This is a genomic window from Sphingomonas prati, from assembly GCF_014643515.1.
GTDB lineage: Bacteria > Pseudomonadota > Alphaproteobacteria > Sphingomonadales > Sphingomonadaceae > Sphingomonas_R > Sphingomonas_R prati.
Map to the genome: position 1 here is coordinate 527739 of NZ_BMJP01000001.1, position 24555 is coordinate 552293.

Consider the following 24555-nt stretch of genomic DNA (forward strand, 5'->3'; position numbering starts at 1 on the left):
ATGGACGCCGCCGCATACGGAGCAGCGAAAGCTCTTATATCCCAGCGTACCCGCGTGCTGATGGCAGCGGGACAGTCCGGCCCGATCTACGGCCCGGCAGGTGCCGGGTTCGTCACGGCGCAAAGCGTCACGCTGCCGCCCAACACGATCGTAGGAGGCTGCACGCTGCGGTTGCGGCTGTTGCTTGCGAAGTACGTCCCATTCGGCGGCGGCCATAAATGGCGTATGCGGATCGGCAATCTGGTGGTCGCGCAGAATGATATTGGCGCATCTTTGCTCACGACCGAAATCGAACATCTGATCCGCATCGCAAACGATCGGAAGTCCGCGTTTGTCTACAATACCAACTCGCTCGACACGCCCTCGCTGGCGGCCGGCAACGTCGCATCGACCGGCGCGAAGACTGGCTCGACCGCCAGCCTTGGTGCCCGTCAGCCGTCCAGCTACATCAATTTCGTCAGCAATTCGGCTCCGCCAACAGGCGAGACGGTGCTGGTCGATTTTGCGCAGCCCGTCACCGTGTCGCTGGATGTGCAGGTGGTGAACGGCGACACGATGGAAGTCATCGGTTCCTCGCTCGAAATGCTGACCGCCGGCAGCGGCCCTAGCAACGTCGCCAGCCCGCGTGCGACCGCGATCTGGGGTGACAGCCTGACCGAAGGAACCGGCGCGGTTGCAGTGAGCAACGTCCCGATGGACGTGACGGCCCAGCTCCGCCGCCAGCGACCCGGCTGGCCGATTGCGTCCAAGGGACTGGGCGGGCAGAAGTCGGCCACAATCGTCGATCGGCTGATTGCGGATCAGGTGGCTGGGCGGCAGTGGAACGCCGTCCTGTGGATCGGCACGAACGACTTCGACGACAATGTCGGCAACGGTCCGGGCTGGCTCGCCGCGATCCGGGCCCAGGTCGATCGCGCGCTGGCCTATCGGACCAACTCGAGCACGCTCGTCTGCAACATGTATCCGCGCGCGGGTTGGGCGGTCGGTGATGTCAACTATGTCGCCATGCAGCAGGTGAATGCAGGGCTGGTGGCAGCCTATGGCGGGCGGGTCGTCGATCTGTTCGCAGCGCTCGCGACCGATAACGGCAAGCTGCCTACGGCTAACCTAGCAACTGGGGATGCCATCCACCTGAGCAACGACGGCTACACCGCCGTCATGCAGTCGATCCATGCCAGGATGACCGCGCTTAACTGGAACTAGTCCCCCCAACAGATCACCGCTGCCTGAAGAAGCAGGCCTAACAGGAGCACCCCACCATGAAGACGAACCACGCCGCCGGCCTTGTGCCGGTGCGGTCGCCGGCGCGCGTCCTGTGACAGAGCCATCCATCATCCATGTCGTCGGGGTAACCGCGGTATGGATCATCTTCCTGTCCGCGCTGCGGTTCATCGCGGTAAGTGGGCACGGTCTAAAGCCGGTATTGCTTTGCCTTAAGCGGGTCGCGCGATCGAGGAACGCCACTTGGGCGGATCGACGGCGGTGGTTCGGCCAGAGCTTGGACGCGCGGTATGCGGACCTGATCATAGCGTTGACGACGCCGTGGTCCGGTCTGTTGCTGTTCGGCGGCATGACCCTGATCGGCCTTGGGTTGTCGTTCGGTAGCGTCGGCGACGTCGTGCAGCTGGTGGCGCGCCTACCTGACCGCTGGAGCGCCTTCGACCGCAGCATGGACTTTGCGGGGGCGATCGCGCTGTCGCTCGGTATGTCGGCGGTTCACGCGGCCGTGACGCGCAAGCGATCCCTCAGCGTCTACGTCAGTATCGGTTTCGCGGTGATGGGCCTCGGCATCGGCGTCGTCACCGCGGTGCGGCCATGAGGGTCCCGGACAGCTGGTGGGTGTTCGCGCTCATGGTGTTCGCGGTCGCGTCAGGCCAGATCGGGCGACTGGGTCGGCGAATGGAACAGGACCTCCCCGTCGGCCGCAAGCAGATCATGGTCGAACTGACGATGCTGCCGGCGTTCGGCGCGCTGGGTGGCGCGCTCGCTGCCGAGTACGACTGGCCGGTCTATTTCATCCTCGGTGCTGGCATCGCGGCCGGGTGGACTGGGTTCGGCACGTTCCGGCTGCTCGTTGGCGCCGTGCGCGCAGCACTAAAGCAGCCGGACGACAAGCAGGGCTGACATGGTGCCCCGCCGGCGGTTCCGGGGTGGGAGCTGCCGGCGAGGACTACGCGGCTGTTCGAAGGACCGCGCTGACGCTTCTATAGCAAAGGATAATCCAATAAGCATCATTCTCGGTCCGCGATCGGCGCAGAACCTGCTCGGTTGGGCGATAGGCATTATTGCAGATCGTCCCCGCCGGCCAGCTGACTAAAGCGTCCGGGCGGGGACTGCGCGGAAGACCGACTCAACCGCGGTATAGTTAATTTACTTTAACAACATGACAGGTCAACGGCTCGCGGCAGTCCTTTAGTCGCGCCTTTTACTTGGTTGGTCCGTTCGCCCCGTCGGTCCGGAAGACCGTTGCCGACGGGGCTGGCGGCAAGTCGGTTACCGCACCGCACAACGACTCATTTACCAAAAGTCGGTTCCTGCCATTTCCTCACATTGGAGAGTATGATGACGAAGGCTTCTGAGCCGGCGTGGCTTCGCCATGCCCGAAAGCTGGTCGGCACGCGCGAAGCGGCCGGACCAGCCAACAGTCCCACTATCATGGGCTGGGCTAAGGCGCTCGGCACGAAGGTGCTGGGCATGATCTACAACGCGGACAGCGTGCCCTGGTGCGGACTGTTCGTGGCCGAGTGCATGCGCGCTGCCGCCCTGCCCTCCGCGCCGATCGCGGTGCGAGCGAAAGCCTGGGCGGCATGGGGGGCGAACCTGTCGGCCGACAAGCTGGCGCCCGGCGCGGTGCTGGTGTTCGAGCGACCAGGCGGTGGCCACGTCGGGTTCTACGTCGGCGAGGATGCGACCTGTTACCACGTCCTTGGCGGCAACCAGGGCGACCGGGTCAGCATCATGCGCCTGGAGAAGTCGCGGTGCGTCGCGCGGCGCTGGCCGAAAGGCGTCGCGGTCGTGGGCGGACCTGTTCGCATGCTGCTGACGGCAGGCGTCCCAGTATCGCGAGACGAGGCGTGATCTCGCTTGGCTGGCGCATCACCGGCGGCCTCGCCGCGGCCGTCGCGATCGGCGGCGGGGGCTATGCGCTCGGCGACAGCGCCGGCGCGAACCGGGTGCTGGCGCGTCACGCGACTGCCACCGCCCGCATCGTTGCCGCAGCTGATCGGATCCGTAGCGCCACCGACAAGCTGGCCGGACAGGCCGCCACCGCTCGCACCGAGCAGGTCACCACCGAAAGGACCATCTACCGTGACGCGATTAAGATCGTCGACCGTCCTGTATTCCAGCGCATTTGCGTCGATGCTGATGGCGTGCAGCTGCTCGACCGTGCCCGCGACAGCGCCAACCGTGGCCTTACCGGCGAGCCTGCTGGCGCCGCCGCCGACGCTTCCCCCGATACCGCGCAACGCTAACGGGACGCTGAGCGGGCAGCAGTGTCTGATCGGGGCGCTGGACCTGTACGGCGTCGCCGGCGGGATCCGGCTGCAGTTGCTCGGTCTGATCGCGGCCGAACAGGCGCGCCAGGCGGGCGCGGACGCCCCTCAATAATTCTCGCATTCCGACCTTCTACCGGGAGCCTTTCTTATGTCGAAGAACATTCCTCCATCCACTGCAGTCAGCGAACTAGCGGCGGCCAAGAGGCGCGTCCGCGAACTCATCGGCACGTGGCGTGACGGCTACATCCCGAAACGGGACATCGAAACCATCCTAGCAGCCTCCGGAGACAGCCAATGATTTCCCTCCTTCTCGCCCTGCAACTGGTCGTCACCGACGTCCCGCTTGATAAGCTGTTCGTGCCGTGCCCAGGCACAACCGACACGTATCGCTACGGTGCAGGAGTGTGCCCCGCACTGCCTTCACCGGCCGCGCCCGTCACACCGCCGGTCAACGCCGTGAGTAAGCCTGGCGTCAACGGCGCGCTCATTGTTCTGAAGGGGGCGCAGTCGGGCATGACGATCGGGCCGGCGCGCGTCACCGCAGGTTATCGCGCCGTCGAGGCCGAGAGCGGATCGAGCCTGCGGGACAGCAGCATCACCGGCCTGACTGCAGTCGTTGAGCGTGACGGCATTCGGCTCCGCGACGCACAGCGCGTGACGATCGAGAACTTTGATCTGCGGATGCGGGCCGAGCTCCAGACGGGCGGCAACCTACCCGAGGGTATCGCGATCACCAGCGGGTCGGGCATCGTCATCCGCAACGGTACGCTATCCGGGTTCCGTATGGTCGAGGTGCCGGGCAAGTATACCAACGGCGACGGTATCGCGACGGAAGGCAAGAGCAGCGGCACGATCACCAACGTCACGTCCAGCATCAACACGGACGGCGGCTACGACCTCAAGGGCACATGGACGCTCGACAACGTAACCGCGGAGGCCAACAGCCGCAATTTCCGGTTCTGGGACAGCATCACGGCTCGCACGATCACCAGCGCCAATCCCGTCCAGGCGCATATTTGGGTGAACGCGACCGGTCCGCAGACCATCGTGATCGACAAACTCATCGCCACCAGCACGACGGATGCGCCAATCCTGCGCGTCGAGAACGACCACCCGGTGTCCATCACGATCAAGTCGTGCGTTCTGGACGTGCCGGCCGGGACCGAGTTCTTATTCAACGCTGGCGGGAACCGGAGCAAGTTCAGCTTCGGTCCGGGGTGCAAGCTGCCATGACCGCCGCCTCTTCCTCAACCTCCGCGAAAACGACTCATGAGTAAGCCGGACAGCTTTTGCCGCCGATTGCTGACCACGGTGCCTTGCGCGCGGGATGTCCGGCCTGACGGACGCGGACCGTGGGACAATGGTCGATCTCGTCCTTACCCATGTTACCAGCTAGGGCGCGAGGTCCTGAGGGTAACGGACTGAACACGGCGAAAGTTGATTATGCTTTTGCCCTCGGCACTCCGCTGACCAACTACCTGAAGGGCGCACAGTCCGGCATGATCACTAGCGACGGCTCAAGCGGAGATCGTACTTGTTCGCCTACCTAAGTTTTTCGCCTTGTGTTCAACAAATTCACTCAAAAACCACGCGGCCACAAAAGAGACAATAACAGCAAGCGCAAGTCCGAGTGCAAACTGTGCTTCGGTTTTTCCACGGAACAGCCAAGCGGCGTAGAACAAAATTGGGAAATGAACCAGGTAAAGGCTGTACGAAACACGGCCTAGCCAAACCAGTGGCGCAGTCGAGAACAACCGGCTCAGCCAGTTCCGACAAACGAGCAATATGATGAGAGCTACCGATGCGCACGCGCTGACCGCATCAACGTCAAGGTAAAGAAGGATGGCTGCGGCAAGTATAATGACCAGCTCTAACTTCCATCCCGGCGAGAACGCAACGCGTCGATCATAATAGAATGCTGCTAGCATCCCGACTGCAAACATTGGAAGGTAAAACGCGGTTATCGCTAGGCTTGTGAGCAGATCAGTTCCAAGGAACAGATGGCCTCCACCCATAATGACCTGAACGCCGAATGAGGCTAGAAGGCCTGTGAATGTTAAGGCCGCAAAAGCCATCCGCTGTTGTTTTGCAATTCTGGCCAGCATTGGGAATAAGAGCGAGAACCGCATCTCGTGGATCAAACTCCAGACGATGGGAAGAACGGTTAAGTTACCTATCCATAACAGAAGGGTGCTTGCTCGAAGCAAGTCTAACCAAACGAACTCTGGAATTGCCCCATTCCAATACCCGCCCAACTCGGCGAACGGTCGCACTTCTATCGCGACCGCAGCCGTAGCAGCAACCGCCAAGGTAACGTAGAATGCAGGATATATTCGGAAGACTCTTCGGGTGACGAAAGACTTGAAAGACACTTCTGGTCGGCCGATTGTGCTCGACATTAGCACGAACCCGCTAAGCACAAAGAAGATGACTACCGCCGGATGACCGTAACGGTGAATTGCCCAGAGCGGCACCGCAAGCGCGGTAAGGGGGTAGGCGTAGAGAAAAAACGCAGCAACGTGGTGTAGCACCACGACGAGTGCCGCCACCCCCCGCAGTGCATCAAGTGCAGGATAATGATTTGAAGCCGGTTTTAAGCTATCCCCTTCGCGCCCCGGAATCGTTGATTCAATCGTCTTAATCACGCAGGCCGCCGGTCTTTGTTTCTTCGATCAGTATCCTGTATCAAAAACCAACGGCGATACTAGGATATTCCCGTTATGGGACGGAGTTTGCGTTTCTCCGGTCATTCAATTTTTCCTGCACGAACCCAGCCGCGATGTTCCGAGCTTTCTTCCAAAGGACGATCCGTGGCGCACCAGTTCGAAATCTCGCTAACCGACTACCTGAAGGGCGCGACGCATCTCACGATTAGCTGCACGTCCATCGCCTAGTGTGGTCAATCGTCGACTATGCTCGCCGCGGATCTGGTCGCGCGCTGGCCGAAGGCGCTGACGCTACGCGATTTTCAAAGGAAGTTGGTCTGCCAGCGGTGCGGGTATCGCGGGTGGTCGGAGATGAGCACGGCGGGGCGGGACTAGGCTTGGTCTGTACCGCACTCAGGCAGGTCCAAGACCCACGTCCCCCGTACCACCGTCGCCTTCACCCCACAGCAGCGCCCCACAGCGCGCAGAAATCGCGCTCACTGTCGGTCCGTCGGCCGTTGGCGCACGTTGCGTATGCGAGATGGTGGACAGCCGGTTGAGCGGCCGCAGTCACCAATCGCCGGTCGCCATGTTGCGCTGCAACAAAACACGACTAACATATGTTTACGACCGAGTGCAGAGCGGATGGCCGCCACCGCACGCTAGCGTCGAGACACGATATGAATACGCCCCCATCCAGTTCCGCCGCATCTTATGTCGTCCATATCGGCGACGGGCGGATCCATCTTTCGTTAGTGAATTCCGAAGCACTGCGTCTGCGAGCGACCGACGCTGTTGATCTGGCAGATCGGTTGCTGGAAGCGGCGGCTTCAATCGAAGGCCAAAGCTCACAGCGGGACTAGCTGCTGTTCGCGTAACCGCCCGCAGTCCGTGCCGCTTAAGCGCCAGGAGACCGAATGAATATCGCCGACGAAATGACCTCCATGCTCGCTGATGCGATCACCGCAAACAGGCGACCAATGCGCTGGCTCTTATCCCGGCTGGCGTTGGAGGAGCTTCGAACGGTGGCCGACGTCGATTTAGGCCACCCAACCAATCCGTACGGCGGTTATATGGGGGTCGCGATATCAGCGGCTCGTCCTGCAAACGGGCTTAATATCGAGCTGATCAGCGAAGTCGGCGACGACACGATAGCTAGAATGACCGTCGCTTTCACGCCGCAACAATAGCCGAACGCGCGCGGGGCCGTCCTTCGGCTGTGGGCACGATCTGCCACTCGTGGCCGGTCTCGTCGCATTTTATCGGCGGCGGCAGGTCGTCGTATTTCATAGGGCCAAGTTGCGACGCCTCATCTCGGCCATTAACAGAATCCGCTCCTCGTTTGGAACGCTGACTACCGCGTGCCAAACTGCCATGACGCCGTCATCCGACATGATTGACAGAAGGCGTTGAAAAGCCTTCATCTTCGGGCACAGCATCCATCCTCCCGCCCCGTAACCATCGGCGCGAACGGCGCCAGATCATTCGGAAAAGCTTCGGTGGTTGCGGTATCACTACGCTACGACGATAGCTACATCGTAGTTAATAGAGGGTGTTTTCCAACTTGCGTTTCTCAGCCCCTCTGGACCGGCGCACTAAGCCGCAGTGTATTCGTTGCCTACGTCCGCCTTGCAAAGGTACCGCAATAATTGGTGCTGGCCGACCGTGCGAGAGAGAGCGTATGCCGGAATCGCTCCCAACAGCGTTTTACTCGGCAGCTTGTCGGTAGTCTTGGGTCAAAGGAACACTGTTTAAAGTCTGGTTCTGCTGAGCCGCTTCTGCGACCGCCTCGAAAAGGCGGGCAGCCATCTCTAAGGCCGCCGCCGGCGATAGGCGGAGAACGTTCTCGGAAAACCCATAAAGACTGACGATACCATCGTCTGCTCGGGCATACCCGGCCGTGTCGCTTGTCGACGAACTCACTACCCATTCCCCGCCCCAACCACACGGGCAGTTATTAGCATCAATTAAGACTTAAGGATAAGATTCTTAATTAAGAATGTTATGTCGTAACGGTTGGTGCCGAACGATATCCTCGGCTGAAACGGTAAGCGAACCGGTAATTTTGAACTTCAAACTTGGTCCAGCGAGCGGCGCTGACGGACCAGATCAGTCGCTCAACAACCGCGTCGCAGCACTTGAAGCTCAAACCGAGTTGGTTCCAAGCCTTGGGTCAGTGCCGTGTGCGTTGCCCGGAAGTTCCACAATCCGACAGCTGGTCGACGCGATCGGCAATCCGTTTCCACGTTTCAACGCCGGCCATGTCGCCAGAGAGCGCCAGAGTGGTCACTCGCTCTGCAATGTGGGTGGTCGCGCGGTCGCCGTACTGGGTCAGGACGTACTGCGCGCAGGCCCAGAGTTCCCGTTCCGCGAGGACCGGTGACCTGTTACTCAAGCCCCCTCCGCTTGAGCTCTTCAGTCGCGAACCGACGGGTCTCTGTCTGATCGTCGGCCATCAGTTCGCGCACCGCGTCGTCAGTAAGCAGGCTCACCAGATGTCGAGCTGCGATGCCAGCTCGCTTCTTCGCGAGCAGGCGATCGAAATTCGGAATGCCGCCGCGTTCGGTCAATAGTGCATCCAGTCTGCCTCGGCGTCATCCACTGCCTCGAACACATTTGGCCCAGCCATCGTCTCGCGCAACCGGGTGCGGACATCCTCCGGGGAGCCCATGCGCGGGAACTCGGGATCGGACCGGGCGGCCTTGGCGAGGTCACCCACCCAACCCTCACGATCCTTCTGCACAAGCAGCCAAGCGCCAAAAGTTTCGCCGTTGTCATTTGTGTTGGTCACAAGGCACCCCAATCCAGCGATTCGCCCATAATCGTACCATGTCGCTGGCGGTTCGAAAGCGAAACACCAACTAAGGTCGACCTCTAAACCAGTGGCAACGGCGGCACTTTTCAACGCCATGGTATATCCCATGGTATGTCGAGAAAATGCCGCTACCAAACACTAGGGTTTACGCGGGTTTCAGCCCCTTGTTGTGACGGCCTCCCGCTCCGCCAGTTTACGATAGTTCCGAAACATGGCCGTCTATGGGTTAAGTGTTGGGCTCTGGTGGCTGAACCACCCACCCGGGTTGGCGAATGCATCGTCTAAAGCAGCGCGGACTAAACGATCCTCGGTTCCGCGGACCGCACGCCTGCAACGCCAGCTCTCGCATCCTGCTCTTAGGAAAGACCCCAGGTTCCCTACCGTCGGCTAGGTGCGGCTGTCGCGCCCAGGCCGGTGGCTGTCCAGTAGATGCCGCCCATCAGGTGGTTCAGATATTGCGGGTTGCGGTACATCTCACCGTTGTGGCCCAGGGTGGTGACGAACACCCGCCCGCGCTCGTACGGGCGGTGCCAAGCGATCGGATGGTCCCTGCCCATCGGTTTCGACACCTGACCCGGCCAGATCTTCGTCGGATCGTATGTCGACTCGTCGACGGTCAGCACGGTGCTGATCGTCTGGCGGTGCGGGTTGGTCGTGACGTAGAACTCGTCGCTCCAGATCCACCGTTCCGGAACGCCGTACGTTGCCGGAAACCTTCTGTCGGTCGTCGTGACGACGCCGGTCTGCAGCATCGGGTGAACGCCGACGGTGCGTCCGACGAGCCGTTCGAACCACGGCCAGGCATTCGGCTGGGTGATCGCGGCACGGTGTACCACCATCGCGTTCCCGCCGGCGCGCATATAGTCCTCGAACCGCTTCCGCTGCGCCGCGTTCAATTCCTCGCTCGGTGTGTTGAGGAACATGACGGCGGCGTATTGGCGCAGGTCACCGTCGAAGGCTTCGGTCTTGCTCGTCCACGTAAGATCGAACGAATGCAGCTTGGCCAGTTGTTCGAAGCTGTCCCGCGCGACCGGGATATACTCGTAATGATACTTGCTCGGCATCGCCAGGACGAGCAGCTTGTACTGCGCATCCGCCTGACCTGCGGATGGCACCGCCGACGCCGCGAAGGCGGCCAGAGCGTGGGCGATGGGTCTCATGAAATCTCCTGCGTCACGTCACCAGTCGTCGTCTTCGACAGGTTCCACACAGACCGCGACGCAGTGCAAGCGGCACCAAGGTCTACTCGGTCGCGACGCGCCCTAGAAGAACGTCCGGGCGGAAAGAAACGGCGGGAATATGTCGTTACCTATCAATCCTACGCCGCCCCCCGCTCCGCCGGTAACCCCGGTCTTCGCCAGCCCCACCTCTACCCGCGCAGCCGTTCCGCGTGCCAGCGGAGGTGGTCTTCCATGAAGGTGGAGACGAAATAATAGCTGTGGTCGTAGCCCGGCTGCATGCGGAGCGTCAGCGGTATACCCGCCGCTTCGCACGCAGCGCTCAGCAGTTCGGGCTTCAGCTGTTCGGCCAGGAACTGGTCGGCCATGCCCTGATCGACCAGCAGGTCCGGCACGCGTGCGCCGTCCTCGATCATCGCGACCGCATCGTGCGCGCGCCAGGTCGCCTCGTCGGGGCCGAGATAGCCGCCGAGCGCCTTCTTCCCCCACGGCACCTGCCCTGGCGCCACGATCGGCGCGAAGGCGGAGACCGAGCGGTAGCGGCCGGGCATGCCCAGCGCCGCCGTCAGTGCGCCGTGGCCGCCCATCGAATGGCCGAAGATGCCCTGCGCGCCCATGTCGGCCGGGAACTCGTCGGCGATCAGCCGCGGCAGTTCGTCGGTGATGTAGGTCCACATCCGGTAGTGCGCGGTGAACGGCGACGTGGTCGCATCGACGTAGAAGCCCGCGCCAAGCCCGAAATCATAGGCCCCGTCCGGATCGTCCGGCACCTGGTCCCCGCGCGGCGACGTGTCGGGCGCGACCAGGATGATGCCCAGTTCAGCGCACAGCCGGCGATACTCGCCCTTCTCCGTCACGTTGGCGTGGGTGCAGGACAGCCCCGACAGATACCACAGCACCGGCAGCTTCGCGCCGCTGGCATGCGCCGGCACGAACACCGAGAATGTCATGGCGGTGCTCGTGGCACTGGACGCGTGGCGGTAGACGCCCTGGATGCCGCCATGGGCATGTGCAGTCGAAACGATTTCCACGATCTGGGGCTCCTTCAGCGGTTCAGTACTGCACGACCGAGCGGATCGACTCGCCCGCGTGCATCAGGTCGAACCCGCGGTTGATCTCGTCGAGCGTCAGGACGTGGGTGATCATCGGGTCGATCTCGATCTTGCCGTTCATGTACCAGTCGACGATCTTCGGCGTATCGGTCCGCCCGCGCGCGCCGCCGAACGCGGAGCCCTTCCACACCCGCCCGGTGACCAGCTGGAACGGCCGCGTGCTGATCTCCTTGCCGGCTTCCGCCACGCCGATCACCACGGACACGCCCCAGCCGCGGTGGCACGCCTCCAGCGCCTGGCGCATGACCGTCGTGTTGCCGGTGCAGTCGAACGTATAGTCCGCGCCGCCGTCGGTCAGCCCGATGAGATGCTGGACGATGTCGCCGTCCACCTTCGACGGATTGACGAAATGGGTCATGCCGAACCGCTTGCCCCACGCTTCCTTGTCGTCGTTCAGGTCGACGCCGATGATCCGGTCCGCGCCCACCATCCGCGCGCCCTGGATCACGTTCAGCCCGATGCCGCCCAGCCCGAACACGATCACGTTCGCGCCCGGCTCGACCTTCGCCGTGTTCACCACCGCGCCGACGCCCGTCGTCACGCCGCACCCGACATAGCAGGCCGACTGGAACGGCGCGTCGGTGCGGATCTTGGCCACCGCGATCTCCGGCACCACGGTGAAGTTCGAGAAGGTCGAACAGCCCATATAATGGAAGATCGGCTGCCCCTTGTAGCTGAACCGCGTCGTGCCGTCGGGCATCAGGCCCTTGCCCTGCGTTGCACGGATCTTGGTGCACAGGTTCGTCTTGCCGCTCAGGCACGACTTACATTCGCGGCATTCCGGCGTGTAGAGCGGGATGACATGGTCGCCGACCGCGACGCTGGTCACCCCCGCGCCGATCTCGCGCACGATGCCCGCGCCCTCATGGCCCAGCACGCTCGGGAACAGTCCCTCGCTGTCCAGCCCGTCGAGCGTATAGGCGTCGGTGTGGCAGATGCCCGTCGCGACGATCTCGATCAGGACCTCGCCCGCCTTCGGCCCTTCGAGGTCGAGTTCGACGATCTCGAGCGGTCGCTTCGCTTCGAACGCCACTGCTGCCCGTGTCTTCATGGTCACTCGCCCGTCATCGTTCCTGGTTGGCGGGGACAGTAGCGGCCGCACGGGGTCGCGACCAGCGTCGCGTGTTAAACTCCCGAGCGATTACGGAGCGGAGTCAGGCCCTTGCCGCCTCCGCCGCGCACGCCTGCGCCCATTCCGCCGTGCCCAGCCGCGACGCGAGATAGTCGAGCAGCACGGTCACCCGCGCCGGCCGCTGCACCCCCGGCGGCGTCAGCAGGTGCAGGCCGATGTCGGGCATCCGCCAGCCGGGCAGGACCTCCACGAGCCGCCCGTCCGCCAGCTCCTGCCACACCATGAAATCGGGCTGCACCGCGATGCCCAGCCCGGCGAGCAACGCGGGGGTGAGCGCATCCGCACTGTTCGCGCTCAGCTGCCCGGTCAGCGTCACGACATATTCGCCCGCCTCCGCATGGACGAGCCGGATCAGGCCGGGCGGCGAGACATTGGTGTAGATCAGGCCGCGCGACGTCTCCAGCTCGCGCGGATGGCTCGGCCGCCCGTGCCGCGCGATCCAGGACGGTGCCGCCACCAGCGGCCGCCGCACCGAACACAGCCGCCGCGCACGCAGCGACGAATCCGCCAGGCTTGCAATCCGGATCGCCACGTCGACACCCGACGCGACCAGATCGACCTGCGCATCGCTCAACTGCATCTCGATACAGATGTCGGGATACAGCTCGAAAAACGCCGGCAGCAGCGGCGCGACGTGCCGCACACCGAACGACATCGGCAGCGCGAGCACCACCTTGCCGCGCGGGGTCGCCGCCTGCGACGATGCCTCGCCCTCCGCCGCCTCGCCGTCCGCCAGGATGCGCCGCGCGCGGTCCAGCACGCCGCGCCCGCTCTCGGTCAGCGCCAGCTGCCGCGACGTGCGGTGGAGCAACGGCACGCCCAGCCGCGCCTCCAGCCGGGTGACCGCCTTTGACACCGTGGGTTTCGACAGATGAAGCGCATCGGCGGCGCGTGCGAACGATCCGGCCTCCACCACCTTGGCGAAGATCGCCCACGCTTCCAGATCGGGCAACGCGGACATGGGCGTCGTTTCCTTCATCGATGGAATGCCGTCATTGCACTTCTTAACGCCCGTCGAAAGCGTATCTTGGTCGTAACGGCCGCACCCGGCCATTTTGACGGAGCAGACGATGATCGACCTTCGCCCCTTTTCCACGCTCGGCGGCGCCAACCATGGCTGGCTCGACGCAAAGCATCATTTCTCGTTCGCCGGCTATCATGATCCGGCCCGCATGGGCTGGGGCAACATCCGCGTCTGGAACGACGACGTGATCGCGCCCAAGTCCGGTTTCCCGCCGCACCCGCACCGCGACATGGAGATCATCACCTACGTCCGCGAGGGTGCGATCACCCACAAGGACAGCCTGGGCAATCTCGGCCGGACCGAGGCGGGCGACGTGCAGGTCATGTCCGCCGGCACCGGGATCACCCACGCCGAATACAACGTCGAGGATGTCGAGACGCGGATCTTCCAGATCTGGATCGAGCCGACCAGCCGCGGCGTCGCCCCCAGCTGGGGCGCGCGCCCCTTCCCCAAGGGCGAACGGTCGGGCCGCTTCGTGACGCTCGCCTCCGGTTTCGCCGAGGATACCGACGCGCTCCGCATCCGCACCGACGCGCGGATCGTGGCGGCATCGGTCAAGGCCGGCGAGACGATCGACTATGCGCTGGGCAAGGAACGACGTGGGTATCTGGTGCCCGCGACGGGTGCGGTGACGATCGACGGCGTGACCGTCAACGCCCGCGATGGTGTCGCCATCACCGGTGTCGACACACTCCGCGTGACGGCAGTCGAGGACAGCGAACTGATCCTGGTCGACGGCGCTTAACGCCCGGAACCACCAAGTGAAACGGTTGCGCCTAGGCCCCGGCCTGCGCCGGGGAACAACATAACTCCGTTCCCCGGCGCAGGCCGGGGCCTAGACGCAACCTTGCCTCACACCCGCTCGCGACAGGTGACCTCAGATCTCCACCTGGCTCCCCAACTCCACCACCCGGTTATGTGGCAGCTTGAAGAACTCCATCGCCGTTTCCGCATTGCGCAGCATCCAGGCAAAGAACTGTTCCCGCCACCGCGCCATCCCCGGCCGCGCGGCCGAGATCAGCGTCTGCCGCCCCAGGAAATAGCTCGTCTCCATCGGCCGGAACGCGCCGCCCCCGATCGTGATCGCGGTCAACGCCGCCGGAATGTCGATATCCTGCATGAACCCGTAATGCAGGATCACGCGGGTGAAGCCGTGGCCCATGTCGACCACCTCGGGACACGCCCCGGCCTCGACCAGCGGCACCCCCTCGATCGTCACGGTCAGGATCACCACCCGCTCGTGCAGCACGCGGTTGTGCTTCATATTGTGGAGCAGCGCGGACGGGATGCCGTGCGGCGACGCCGACAGGAACACTGCGGTCCCGGGCACGCGCCCGACCGATCCGGCGGCCGACCGGATGAATACGTCGACCGGCATCGCGCTTTCGTCCAGCCGCGCACGCATCAGCCGGCGGCCGGTCGCCCAGGTCGTCAGCACGGTGAACACTACCGCGCCGACCAGCAGCGGGAACCAGCCGCCGTCCGGGATCTTCGTCAGGTTCGACGCCAGATACGCGCCGTCGATCACCAGGAACACGCCCGTCACCGCGAATGCGACCCAGCGGTTCCATTTCCACACCGTCACCGCCAGCACGCCCAGCATGCACGCCGTGATGAACATCGTGCCCGTCACTGCGATGCCGTACGCCGCGGCCAGATTGCTCGACGTGCCGAAGCCCAGCACCAGCATGATGACGAAGCCGAGCAGCACCCAGTTCACCAGCGGCAGATAGATCTGCCCCGCCGCGGTCGCACTGGTGTGGACCATCTTCAGCCGTGGCAGGAACCCCAGCTGGATCGCCTGCTGCGTCACCGAGAATGCGCCGGAGATCACCGCCTGGCTCGCGATGATCGTCGCCATCGTCGCCAGGATCACCAGCGGCAGCCGCAACGCGTCGGGCGCGAGCAGGTAGAACGGATTCTCGATCGCCGCCGGATTCTCGATCAGCAGCGCGGCCTGCCCCAGATAGTTCAGCAGCAGGCACGGAAACGCCATGTAGAGCCACGACACCGCGATCGCCTTGCGCCCGAAATGGCCCATGTCGGCATAAAGCGCCTCCGCCCCGGTCACCGCCAGCACGACCGACCCGAGCGCCAGGAACGCACGCAACGGATCCATCGTGAAGAACGTGACCGCATAGGTCGGGCTGAGCGCGTACAGCACTTCCGGATGCGGCAGGATCGCCAGCACGCCGAGCACCGCCAGCACCGCGAAATACACCAGCATCACCGGGCCGAAGATCATGCCGACCTTCGCGGTCCCGCGCGACTGGATCATGAACAGTGCGATCAGCACCGCGATCGAGATCGGCACCACCAGCGGCGCGAGCCCCGCCTGGACGATCGTCAGCCCCTCGACCGCCGACAGCACGGAGATCGCCGGCGTGATGATCGCATCGCCGTAGAACAAGGCGGTCGCCACGATGCCGAGCAGCACGATCCCGCGCGTCCAGCCGCGGTCCCCGCTGCTCCGCACGATCAGCGCGAGCAAAGCCAGGCTCCCGCCTTCGCCGCGATTGTCGGCGCGCAGGATGATCAGCACATATTTCAGCGTGACGATCAGCGTCATCGTCCAGAAGATCAGCGAGATCACGCCGTACAGATGCGGCGCATCCACCGCGAGCCGGTGATGCCCGATGAAGCTTTCCTTCAACGCATAGAGCGGCGACGTGCCGATATCGCCGAACACCACGCCGATCGCGCCGAGCGCCAGCGTCGCGGTCTTGTCCTGCGGCCCGTGATGCGCCACCGGAGCCCCGGCGTCCGTCTCGATTCCCGTCGTCATGTACCGCCCTGTCAAAAGTCTTCACGCCGCATGTGCATGGTCCCGCATAGCGAAACCAGCCGTTCCAGCGGCCTGCCGCATAGTATTCGCATATGTTTTTGGCGGCCGACGTTGTTTCCGGACTGCCGCTGCGCGATGACGACCCTCATGCCCAAGACCCGGACATAGCGATGACCCGCTGCGCGATCTGCGGCAACCGCGCCCGCCACGACCGCGGCAACGGCGTGCGCGAATGCACGCATTGCGGCCTGCGCTACCAGCCCGGCCACCCCGCGATGGAGTCGATCGCAGCGGACGTCGCGAACCGCCTCGCCGCACCGTCGATTAACCTCGAGGCACACCCCCCGCAGGACTGGACCTGCGCCATCGCAACGCTCCGCATCGCCGGCTACCGCTTCGGCCGCGCCATCCGCCCGGCGAACCCGGCGCAGGCGGCCGAACTCGACGACCCGACCGGCACTGTCCCCGCCGCCGCACTGGCCGAACCGCTCCCCGGCGAAGGCCCCGCCATCACGCTCGGCATCATGGGTCGCGTCTCCGAACTCGCCACCATCATCCGCCTCACCGAGCGGCTGGCCCCGCACTTCGCCGCGGTCCGGGTGCTGATCGACAGCGACGACGCGAATGTCGTGGCGGGCCTGTCCGGACCGGGCGTCGCCTATCTCATCCACCCGCTCGACCAGGATTTCGCCGCCCAGCGCAATCGCTTGCAGGCGGCGTGCGAGACACCCTGGCAACTCCAGCTCGATGCCGACGAGGATCTTGATGCGGCTCTTCTCGCCGCCCTCCCCGGCCTGGCCGCCGATGCCGACACCCACGGCCTGCTGTCACTCGCGTTCCAGCGTTCGAACCTCGTCGACGGGGTCCGCTCGGATCACTGGCCCGACGTCCAATACCGTCTCAACCGCTCGGAAGTCCGCTTCGCCGGCGTGGTCCACGAACGGCCCGAGCCGTCCCGCGACTGGCGGCGTTCAGCACTCGCCCCCGCCGGCTCTATCTTGCACCGGCTCGACGGCGCCCAGGTCCGTGCCCGTACCAAGCACTACGCCGCAATGGCCTCCGACGGCGCGCGTCCCATGGACGAAGAAGCACTTCTCCGCCCGTTCAGCGCCGACTGAGCATCGCGCGGTACGCGGCGACCGTCTCGCTCGCGAGCGTCGCCCGCGTGAACCGCCCCGCCGCCGCCCGGCTCGCCTGGTGGAGCCGGGCGCGCAGATCCGGCTCCCGGATCACCCAACGCAATTGATCCGCCAGCAGCACCGCATCGCAGCGCTCCGCCAACAGCCCAGCCCCGGTTTCGCCCACGAACAGCCGCGCGCTCGGGTCCTCCGCGCACGCCACGATCGGCCGCCCGAACGCCATCGCCTCCTGATACACCAGCCCGAACGACTCGTACCGCGACGGCGCGACCACGACATGCGTGTCCGCCAGCAACGCATAGAGATGATCGCTCTCCGCCCGGTGGAACGCCGCCACCCGCCCCTGCGCTGCCGCCGACAGCTCCGCCACGCGCTCTTCCCCGACGCCGACCAGCGTCAGCGCGAACTCCGGGATCGCCCCACGTTCCGCTTCCTCGGCAAGCGTCTCGATCGCCGGCCCCAACGCATCATAGCCCTTCCGATACTCCGCCCGCCCGACGAACAGCAGCCGCACCGGAGCTTCCCCCGCCGGATAAGCGGCCCGCTCCCCGGCAGCGACCAGCACCGGATCCAGGCTCAACCCAACGACATGATGCGCCGGACCCGGTTCGGCCACGCCGTACAGCGCGGCGATCTTCGCCCCATGCGCCGCGGTGTTGGAGATCAGCATATCGCTCCGCGCCGCCGCCAGCGCCTCCACCGCCCGCGCCGCCGCATGATCGGTCCGCGCCCGCACGCCCCGTGCCCCCGCCCCACTCGTCGCGACCGGCGTCGAATTGCGCGTCACGAACGGCAGCCGCGGGTCGAGCGCGACGAACAGCCCCGGCGCGTACCAGTTGGTCCCCTCGATCACGTCGAACGGCGCGCGGGCATGCTCCGCCCGCACCGCGCGCGCCATCGCCCACGGTCCGACCAGATGCCCGGTCGCCGGGAGTTTCCGCAACCACGCCAACGCCCCGCCGGCTAGCGCACAACCGATGACGGTCACCGCCCCGTCCATCGCCCGCCCTGTTCGATCGAAGGTCAGCACGCGAACGTCATGGCCCGCCTCCGCCAGCGACTGCGCGATCTCCCGCGCGGCAACCGACAGTCCACTCTTCTCGGGCGGATAGGTCCAGGTCAGCACTCCGATTTTCATCAGGCGCGCCCGTGACGCTCCAGCACGTCGCGGTACAGCGCGACATAATCCGCCGCCATCCGCCGCGCGCCGAACCGCGCCTCGAACCGCCGCCGCACCTGCGCCCGGTCGATCGAGGGCAGCCGCGCGATCGCCGCCAGCGCCTCCGCCTCGTCACGCACGACGAAGCCCGTCACGCCCTCCTCGATCACCTCGCGCACGCTGCCGCGGTCCCACGCGATCACCGGCGTCCCGCACGCCATCGCCTCGATCATCACCAGCCCGAACGGCTCTGGCCAGTCGATCGGGAACAGCAAAGCCGCCGCATCGCCCAGCAGCCCCTGCTTGGCCGCATCGTCTACCGGCCCGACATACTCGGCGTCCGGCCCCAACAACGGCCGCACGCGATCCTCGAAATAACGCGGATTGCCGACATCGACGGTGCCCGCCAGCCGGATCGCCCGCCCCGCCGCGCGCGCCACGCGGATCGCCACGTCCGGCCGCTTCTGGTCCGTCATCCGCCCGATGAAGGCCAGGTAGCCGCACGCCCCGCTGCCCAGCCGGTAACGATTCTCCGCGATCCCGTGATGGACCACCCCCGCCAGGTTGGACGCCGGGATCGCCGCCGCCTGCGCGCCCGAGATCGCCGCCACCTGCAACCGGTCAAAATGCGCGAAGAACAGCCGCCGGTCGAGTTCGTCGACACGCCAATGGATCGTCGTCAGCGCCGGCCGCTTCGCCAGCACCGCGGCATGCGCGAACTCACCGTGGACATGGACGATGTCATGCTCGCCGATTGCCCGCGCGACCAGGTCAAGCTGCGCCGCCTCCAGCACCCCCGGCACGCCTGGCGCGACGGGGCCGCCGGCCGCCCGCTCCAGCGCGGACAGACTGGGGTGCGCGGACCGCAACCGGGCCGACGTGACGCTGTCGGATGGGGCATAGAGCGTCACGTCGTGACGGAGTGCCACCAATGCCTCGGTCAGGTCGGACACGACCCGTTCGGTCCCGCCATGATCGACAGGCGGCGTCGGGAAAATGACGGGGGCGATCTGCGCGATGCGCAGTAACTTATTGATCGACATTAACACTGGGAACCAGCGGTCGTGAAGCGCGGTTCCACCATGAATAACAAATGAATGGACGGGGACGTATGTTCGTGATGCACATCGCGTTGCAGGGGTGCCTGCGCGCCCGCGACGTCGAATATGGTGTGAACGCGGACACTGGCGGCCACATCCGATACCTGCTCGATCTCGCCCGCGCGTCGGCCGCAGAACCGCGCGTCGATCGGATCGAGATTGTCACGCGCGGCTTCCGGCAGGACGGCATGGCCGACTGCTACGCCGTGCGGACCGAGGATGTCGATGCCAAGACGCGCATCGTCCGGCTGGAGACGACCTCCTCCTGCTACCTCGCTAAGGAAGCGCTCTGGGCGGAACATGACAGTTTCAGCGCCGCGCTGATCGCCCACATTGCCGCGCTCGACCGCCGTCCCGACATCTTCCACGCCCATTATGCCGATGGCGGCGAAATCGCCCGCCGGGTCGGCGCCGCACTCGATATCCCGTTCCTGTTCACCGCCCACTCGCTCGGTCGTGTGAAGCGCGACGCGTTCGCCGGGATCGACGACGCCGACGCGCTCGCCGGCATGGACCGCCGGATCGCGCTGGAGGAACGCACGATCGCCGCCGCCGCTGGCATAATCGCCTCCTCGCGCGACGAGGCCGAGGTGCAGTATGCCGGTTACGACGCCTACCGCCCCGGCCGGATCCGCGTGATCGAACCGGGCAGCGATCTTGCCGCGTTCGCCGATGCCGCACCCGATCCTGCGATGGCCGGTCGCATCGACCGGTTCCTGACCGATCCGGACAAGCCGATGATCCTCGCGATCGCGCGTCCGGTGACGAAAAAGAACCTCGCCGGCCTCGTCCACGCCTATGGCAACGACCCGCATCTGCGCCGCACCGCGAACCTCGTGATCGTGGCGGGCATCCGCGACGATATCGCCCGGATGGAGCCGGAGATCGCGAGCAATCTCGACGAGTTGCTCCGCCTGATCGACCGCTACGACCTCTACGGTCAGGTGGCCTATCCCAAGCACCACCTGCCGTCCGAAGTCCCGTCGATCTACGCGCTCGCCCGGCGGCGCGGCGGCGTGTTCGTCAACCCGGCCCTCAACGAACCGTTCGGGCTGACCCTGCTGGAGGCCGCCGCCGCCGGCCTGCCGATCGTCGCGACCGACAGCGGCGGCCCGAACGACATCATCGAACGGTGCGGCAACGGCGTGCTGGTCGACCCACGCGATCATGGCGCAATGGCCGCCGCGATCGGCCGCATCCTCGACGATCGACCGCTCTGGGAACGCTATTCCCGCGCGGGTGCGGTCGCGGTCGCTGCTTATGACTGGACGCGCCATGCCGAACTCTATCACGATTTCGCCGAATCGGCGCTCGGCCGCCGCCCGCCCCGCGCCCTCCCCGCCGATCCGTCCGGCACGACGATGCTCATCAGCGACATTGACAACACGCTGGTCGGCTGTCCCGCCGCAACGGTCCGGTTCGCCGACTGGCATGGGCGACAGGAGGATCTACTGTTCGGCATCGCCACCGGCCGCTCGCTGCACAGCGCACAGGCGATCCTGTCGCGCGAAAACGTGCCGCAGCCGCAGGTGCTGATCACCTCGGTCGGGTCCGAGATCTACCATCTCGACCGCACCGGCACCGCCTACGACCTCGACGAAGCCTGGGCCACGCAGATCGCCGCGGGGTGGGACCGCCCGGCGGTCGCCGCGATCCTTGCCTACGCAACCGACCTGCAACCGCAGGGCTCGCTCGAACAACGCCTGTTCAAGCTCAGCTACTTCACGCGCGGCGACCCCGATGCGGCCCGCCGCGTCCGCGACCTGCTGCGCGCCGCGGGCCACGCCTGCTCGGTGATCCAGAGCCACGGCACCTATCTCGACATCCTGCCGCACGCCGCGTCGAAGGGCACAGCGGTCGAGCATGTCCGCCGCCACTACGGCATGGCGCGCGACCAAGTCATGGTGGCGGGCGACAGCGGCAACGACGTGGAGATGCTCCGCTCGGTCCGCCACTCGATCATCGTTGCCAATCACAGCGACGGGCTCGATCAGGACCCGACGCTCGCGCACAGTTTCGTGTCAAGTTACGGCCATGCCGGCGGGATCATCGAAGGGGTCGATCACTTCCGCCAGCTGGCGCAACGCCGTCGGACCAAGACAACGAAGAAGACCGCCACCGACCCATCCTGCACCCCGTGCGCGTCAGCGTCCTGACGCTGGTGCGCGGCCGCCGCGCACATCTCGAACGGTTGATGCACGGGCTGGCGGCGCAGACGCAGGCGCCGGACGAGTTCGTCATCGCCTATATGGAAGACGCCGCGCCGGCCGACCTGCCGGCACTGCCCTGCCCCGTCCGAATGGTCGCGGTCCCGGGCGAACCGATGCCCCTCGCCCGCGCCCGCAACCAGGCGATGGCGACCGCGACCGGCGACCTGCTCCTCCTGCTCGACGTCGACTGCATTCCGTCGCCGACGCTCGTCGAAAGCTACGCGAAGGCGGCGACCACCACGGACGGCATCTTCCTCGGCGAGGTGCTGTACCTCCCCGCCGGCCCGGTCGCGCTCCCGCTCGACTATGCCGCGCTCGATGCCGCCGGGCAGCGCCATCCTGCGAAACCCGTCCCGCCGGCGGAGGGCATCGTCCCTGAACCGGACCACGGCGAACTGTGGGGCCTGTCGTTCGCGCTATCCCGTGCTGCCTGGAAGCGCAGCGGCGGCATGGACGAACACTACGTCGGCTATGGCGGGGAGGAAACCGACTTCGCCGCAGCGCTCGCCGCCGCGAACGTCCCGATGTTTCGCGTCGGACAAGCGCGTGCCTACCACCAGCACCACCCGGTCCACGTCCCGCCCTACCAGCATTTCGACCACATCATCCGCAACGCGGGACTGTTTCGAGCGAAGTGGGGCCGCTGGTGCATGGACTATTGGCTCGGCCAGTTCGCCGAACGCGGGCTGATCGCGATGACGCCGGACGCCATCACCGTCCTGCGCCACCCGCGCGCGGACGAGATCGCCGCCGCGCGCCAGCCGGACGACGTCCGCTTCAGCTGACCGGTTCCGCCACCGCTTCCCCGATCAACGCCGCCTCGCACGCCGTCACCGCCGCGGCCAGCGTCCGGACCTGATCCGCGCCGCCGGCCTGCAACTGCGTCGCCATGTCGTCGACCATCGCATCGACCGCCGTCCGCCACAGCCCGACCACGATCTTCGCGTCCGGCGCGCGCTGCGACACGCGCCGCACCAGGTAGCGCAGATGCGCCGGCGCGCCGACCAGCTCCAGATGGCACAGCGCCACCACCGCCACGCCGCTCAGGTCGAGCGTCCCGATCGCCGCACGCGACACCGCGGCATGCGTCACGATCCGCGTCGCAACCCCGCGCCGTGCCAGCAGCTGGGCAAGCATCGCCGCCACCGCCGCATCGAACGGATCGCGTCCGACGACGCACGCCACGACACCGGCCGGCGCGTCCTGCGGCACCGGTGCCGCTCCCGCCCCGTCGCGGTGATCCTCCAGCTCGCCGACCAGCGCCAGCATCGACGCGCACATCCGCGCAGCCCGGCGATCGTCGATCGTCCCGCGCGCATGGTCCAGCCCCGCCAGCCGCAGCCCGGCGACCACGACCTCGTCATAATAACGGTCGAGCGTCCGGTCGGTCAGCAACGTCTCGGCCTGCGCCAGCGCCTCGTCCGGATTGTCCGCCAGGATGCGCTGATAGAAGCTGTCCACCGCGGACAGTGCCGGCCGGTCACCCAGCAGCACGTCGAAGAACTCCAGCGACTTCACATGCCGACCGACGACGACCAGGCACAGGGTCAGCGGCGTCGACAGGATCAGCCCGACCGGCCCCCAGATCCACGTCCAGAACACCGCCGCGACGATCACCGACACCGGCGAAAGCCCCGTCGAATGACCGTAGAGAAACGGTTCGACGACATAGCCGACCAGCGGCTCGACGATCACGAACAGCAGTGCGACGGCGATCGCCATGCCCCAGCCCGGATCGACCGCCGCCGCCAGCGCGATTGGCGCGACCGCCGCCAGGAACGACCCGATATAAGGCACGAACCGCAGCAGCCCGGCCAGGATCCCCCACATCGCCGCCGACGGCACGCCGATCAGCGCGAGGCCCCCGCCGATGATGATCCCGAACCCGGTATTGACCGCCAGCTGCGACGCGAAATAGCGGCTCAGCCGCTGCCCCGCCTCGTCCATCGCGATCGTCGTGCGGTGCAGGTCGTTCGATCCGAACAGCCGGATGAACCGGTCGCGCAGATCCTCCTTCTGCAGCAGCACGAAGATCGCGACGATCAGCACGATGACGGTCGTTTCGAGCGGCCCCAGGATCGGCTGCAGGATGGTCCGCGCGACGGTCAGCGGCGACGTCCGCTCCTGCACGACCTCCACCAGCACCGGCCGGCGCTCGCCCGTGGCTTCGGCGGCCGGCGCCGCGGCGAGCGACCCGCGCCGGACCGGGCGGATGCGTGGCGCGAACTCCTTCGACAGCGACGCCATCCGCGCCGCCGCGAACGCCTGCGCGCCCTCCATCTTCTGCTCGATCGTCTGCGCATAGCGCGGCGCATCGGCGGTCAGGTTCGCCGCCTGCGTCCCGATCAGCATGCCGACCGCGGCCAGCACGCCGACCGCGAACAGCACCGTCAGCACCACCGACGGCGCGCGCCACAGGCCGATCCGCTGCAACATGTTGACCAGTGGTGCCAGCACAAACGACAGCAGCACGGACAGCGTGATCGGGATCAGCACGTCCTGCGCGAAATAGAGCGCCCCCACCACGACCGCCGCGACGGCGAGGCCCAGCAGGCTCTTCAGTTCCGGCACGGCGGCCGCGGTCACGGTCGACGCGGCATCGGGCGACGGCACACCCGTTCGGTCGCCGGTGATGATATTCTCGTATCCGGCGAGTTTCTCGTCGCTCTGCATGACCGTATCCTCGTCCGAGTCTTGGATCGACCATAGCGTCCCGGGCCGGTCCGCACATTGGCTATTGACCGGCCGTCCGGCTTTCC

General features: G+C 65.7%; 23 protein-coding genes. 11 read left to right on the top strand and 12 right to left on the bottom strand.

The window, feature by feature from the left end; translation table 11 throughout:
* From IEX50_RS02340 to IEX50_RS02365, 6 genes are all read left to right on the top strand, one after another.
* Positions 1-1203 carry an SGNH/GDSL hydrolase family protein gene (locus IEX50_RS02340; protein WP_188699411.1) on the top strand — a complete coding sequence of 401 codons (1203 nt, stop codon included), beginning with the start codon at positions 1-3 and terminating at the stop codon, positions 1201-1203.
* Between the two features lie 112 nt (positions 1204-1315).
* A complete protein-coding gene (locus tag IEX50_RS02345; RefSeq protein ID WP_188699412.1) occupies positions 1316-1819 on the top strand; it encodes a hypothetical protein in 504 nt (167 codons plus the stop codon).
* The gene (locus IEX50_RS02350) at positions 1816-2124 is read left to right on the top strand and encodes a hypothetical protein (protein ID WP_157177323.1); all 309 of its coding nucleotides are present in this window, start codon (positions 1816-1818) and stop codon (positions 2122-2124) included. Before IEX50_RS02345 ends, IEX50_RS02350 begins: the two co-directional genes overlap by 4 nt.
* A 438-nt stretch (positions 2125-2562) precedes the next feature.
* Positions 2563-3078 carry a TIGR02594 family protein gene (locus IEX50_RS02355; protein ID WP_198350702.1) on the top strand — a complete coding sequence of 172 codons (516 nt, stop codon included), beginning with the start codon at positions 2563-2565 and terminating at the stop codon, positions 3076-3078.
* Entirely contained in the window at positions 3075-3473 is a 399-nt protein-coding gene (locus IEX50_RS02360) for a hypothetical protein (protein ID WP_157177325.1), read from the top strand. Before IEX50_RS02355 ends, IEX50_RS02360 begins: the two co-directional genes overlap by 4 nt.
* Before the next feature lie 426 nt (positions 3474-3899).
* A complete protein-coding gene (locus IEX50_RS02365) occupies positions 3900-4730 on the top strand; it encodes a right-handed parallel beta-helix repeat-containing protein (RefSeq protein WP_184075066.1) in 831 nt (276 codons plus the stop codon).
* Positions 4731-5014: 284 nt separating this feature from the next.
* Here the strand turns inward: IEX50_RS02365 and IEX50_RS02370 are convergent, their stop codons facing one another.
* Positions 5015-6142, bottom strand: a complete 1128-nt coding sequence (locus IEX50_RS02370) for an acyltransferase family protein (RefSeq protein ID WP_157177327.1) — start codon at positions 6140-6142, stop codon at positions 5015-5017.
* Positions 6143-7059: 917 nt separating this feature from the next.
* Here IEX50_RS02370 and IEX50_RS02375 point away from each other — a divergent pair.
* Entirely contained in the window at positions 7060-7332 is a 273-nt protein-coding gene (locus tag IEX50_RS02375) for a hypothetical protein (RefSeq protein ID WP_157177328.1), read from the top strand.
* A gap of 983 nt (positions 7333-8315) precedes the next feature.
* Here the strand turns inward: IEX50_RS02375 and IEX50_RS17775 are convergent.
* From IEX50_RS17775 to IEX50_RS02405, 7 genes are all read right to left on the bottom strand, one after another.
* Complete coding sequence (locus IEX50_RS17775; RefSeq protein ID WP_229673601.1) at positions 8316-8537, bottom strand: DUF6961 family protein; 222 nt, start codon at positions 8535-8537, stop codon at positions 8316-8318.
* Positions 8530-8712, bottom strand: a complete 183-nt coding sequence (locus tag IEX50_RS02380) for a hypothetical protein (RefSeq protein ID WP_157177329.1) — start codon at positions 8710-8712, stop codon at positions 8530-8532. The genes IEX50_RS17775 and IEX50_RS02380 overlap by 8 nt, the downstream gene beginning before the upstream one ends.
* The gene (locus IEX50_RS02385; RefSeq protein WP_229673603.1) at positions 8709-9053 is read right to left on the bottom strand and encodes a hypothetical protein; all 345 of its coding nucleotides are present in this window, start codon (positions 9051-9053) and stop codon (positions 8709-8711) included. Before IEX50_RS02385 ends, IEX50_RS02380 begins: the two co-directional genes overlap by 4 nt.
* Positions 9054-9334: 281 nt before the next feature.
* Positions 9335-10117 carry a ThuA domain-containing protein gene (locus IEX50_RS02390; protein WP_157177330.1) on the bottom strand — a complete coding sequence of 261 codons (783 nt, stop codon included), beginning with the start codon at positions 10115-10117 and terminating at the stop codon, positions 9335-9337.
* Between the two features lie 209 nt (positions 10118-10326).
* Complete coding sequence (gene fghA, locus IEX50_RS02395; protein ID WP_157177331.1) at positions 10327-11166, bottom strand: S-formylglutathione hydrolase; 840 nt, start codon at positions 11164-11166, stop codon at positions 10327-10329.
* A 22-nt stretch (positions 11167-11188) separates the two neighbouring features.
* Positions 11189-12298, bottom strand: coding sequence for an S-(hydroxymethyl)glutathione dehydrogenase/class III alcohol dehydrogenase (locus IEX50_RS02400; RefSeq protein WP_157177332.1), 1110 nt, complete (start codon positions 12296-12298; stop codon positions 11189-11191).
* A gap of 103 nt (positions 12299-12401) precedes the next feature.
* Entirely contained in the window at positions 12402-13340 is a 939-nt protein-coding gene (locus tag IEX50_RS02405; RefSeq protein WP_157177333.1) for a LysR family transcriptional regulator, read from the bottom strand.
* A gap of 109 nt (positions 13341-13449) precedes the next feature.
* On the opposite strand from IEX50_RS02405, the gene IEX50_RS02410 reads away from it, so the two are divergent.
* On the top strand, positions 13450-14148 hold the full coding sequence (locus IEX50_RS02410; protein ID WP_157177334.1) for a pirin family protein: 699 nt from the start codon (positions 13450-13452) through the stop codon (positions 14146-14148).
* A 132-nt stretch (positions 14149-14280) separates the two neighbouring features.
* On the opposite strand, the gene IEX50_RS02415 is transcribed toward IEX50_RS02410, so the two are convergent.
* Positions 14281-16188, bottom strand: a complete 1908-nt coding sequence (locus IEX50_RS02415) for a potassium transporter Kup (protein WP_157177335.1) — start codon at positions 16186-16188, stop codon at positions 14281-14283.
* 170 nt (positions 16189-16358) lie between these two features.
* Between IEX50_RS02415 and IEX50_RS02420 the strand changes: the two genes are divergently transcribed.
* On the top strand, positions 16359-17306 hold the full coding sequence (locus IEX50_RS02420) for a hypothetical protein (protein ID WP_157177336.1): 948 nt from the start codon (positions 16359-16361) through the stop codon (positions 17304-17306).
* Here IEX50_RS02420 and IEX50_RS02425 read toward each other — a convergent pair.
* Both IEX50_RS02425 and IEX50_RS02430 read right to left on the bottom strand, forming a co-directional pair.
* A complete protein-coding gene (locus IEX50_RS02425) occupies positions 17293-18465 on the bottom strand; it encodes a glycosyltransferase family 4 protein (RefSeq protein ID WP_157177337.1) in 1173 nt (390 codons plus the stop codon). The genes IEX50_RS02420 and IEX50_RS02425 overlap by 14 nt on opposite strands.
* Positions 18465-19529 carry a glycosyltransferase family 4 protein gene (locus IEX50_RS02430; protein WP_157177338.1) on the bottom strand — a complete coding sequence of 355 codons (1065 nt, stop codon included), beginning with the start codon at positions 19527-19529 and terminating at the stop codon, positions 18465-18467. Before IEX50_RS02430 ends, IEX50_RS02425 begins: the two co-directional genes overlap by 1 nt.
* Positions 19530-19597: 68 nt before the next feature.
* Here IEX50_RS02430 and IEX50_RS02435 point away from each other — a divergent pair, with 68 nt between their 5' ends.
* Both IEX50_RS02435 and IEX50_RS02440 read left to right on the top strand, forming a co-directional pair.
* Positions 19598-21742 carry an HAD-IIB family hydrolase gene (locus tag IEX50_RS02435; protein WP_157177421.1) on the top strand — a complete coding sequence of 715 codons (2145 nt, stop codon included), beginning with the start codon at positions 19598-19600 and terminating at the stop codon, positions 21740-21742.
* Entirely contained in the window at positions 21724-22581 is an 858-nt protein-coding gene (locus IEX50_RS02440) for a glycosyltransferase family 2 protein (RefSeq protein WP_198350703.1), read from the top strand. The genes IEX50_RS02435 and IEX50_RS02440 overlap by 19 nt, the downstream gene beginning before the upstream one ends.
* Here IEX50_RS02440 and IEX50_RS02445 read toward each other — a convergent pair.
* Complete coding sequence (locus IEX50_RS02445; RefSeq protein ID WP_157177339.1) at positions 22574-24469, bottom strand: AI-2E family transporter; 1896 nt, start codon at positions 24467-24469, stop codon at positions 22574-22576. The genes IEX50_RS02440 and IEX50_RS02445 overlap by 8 nt on opposite strands.
* Positions 24470-24555 lie beyond the last annotated feature (86 nt).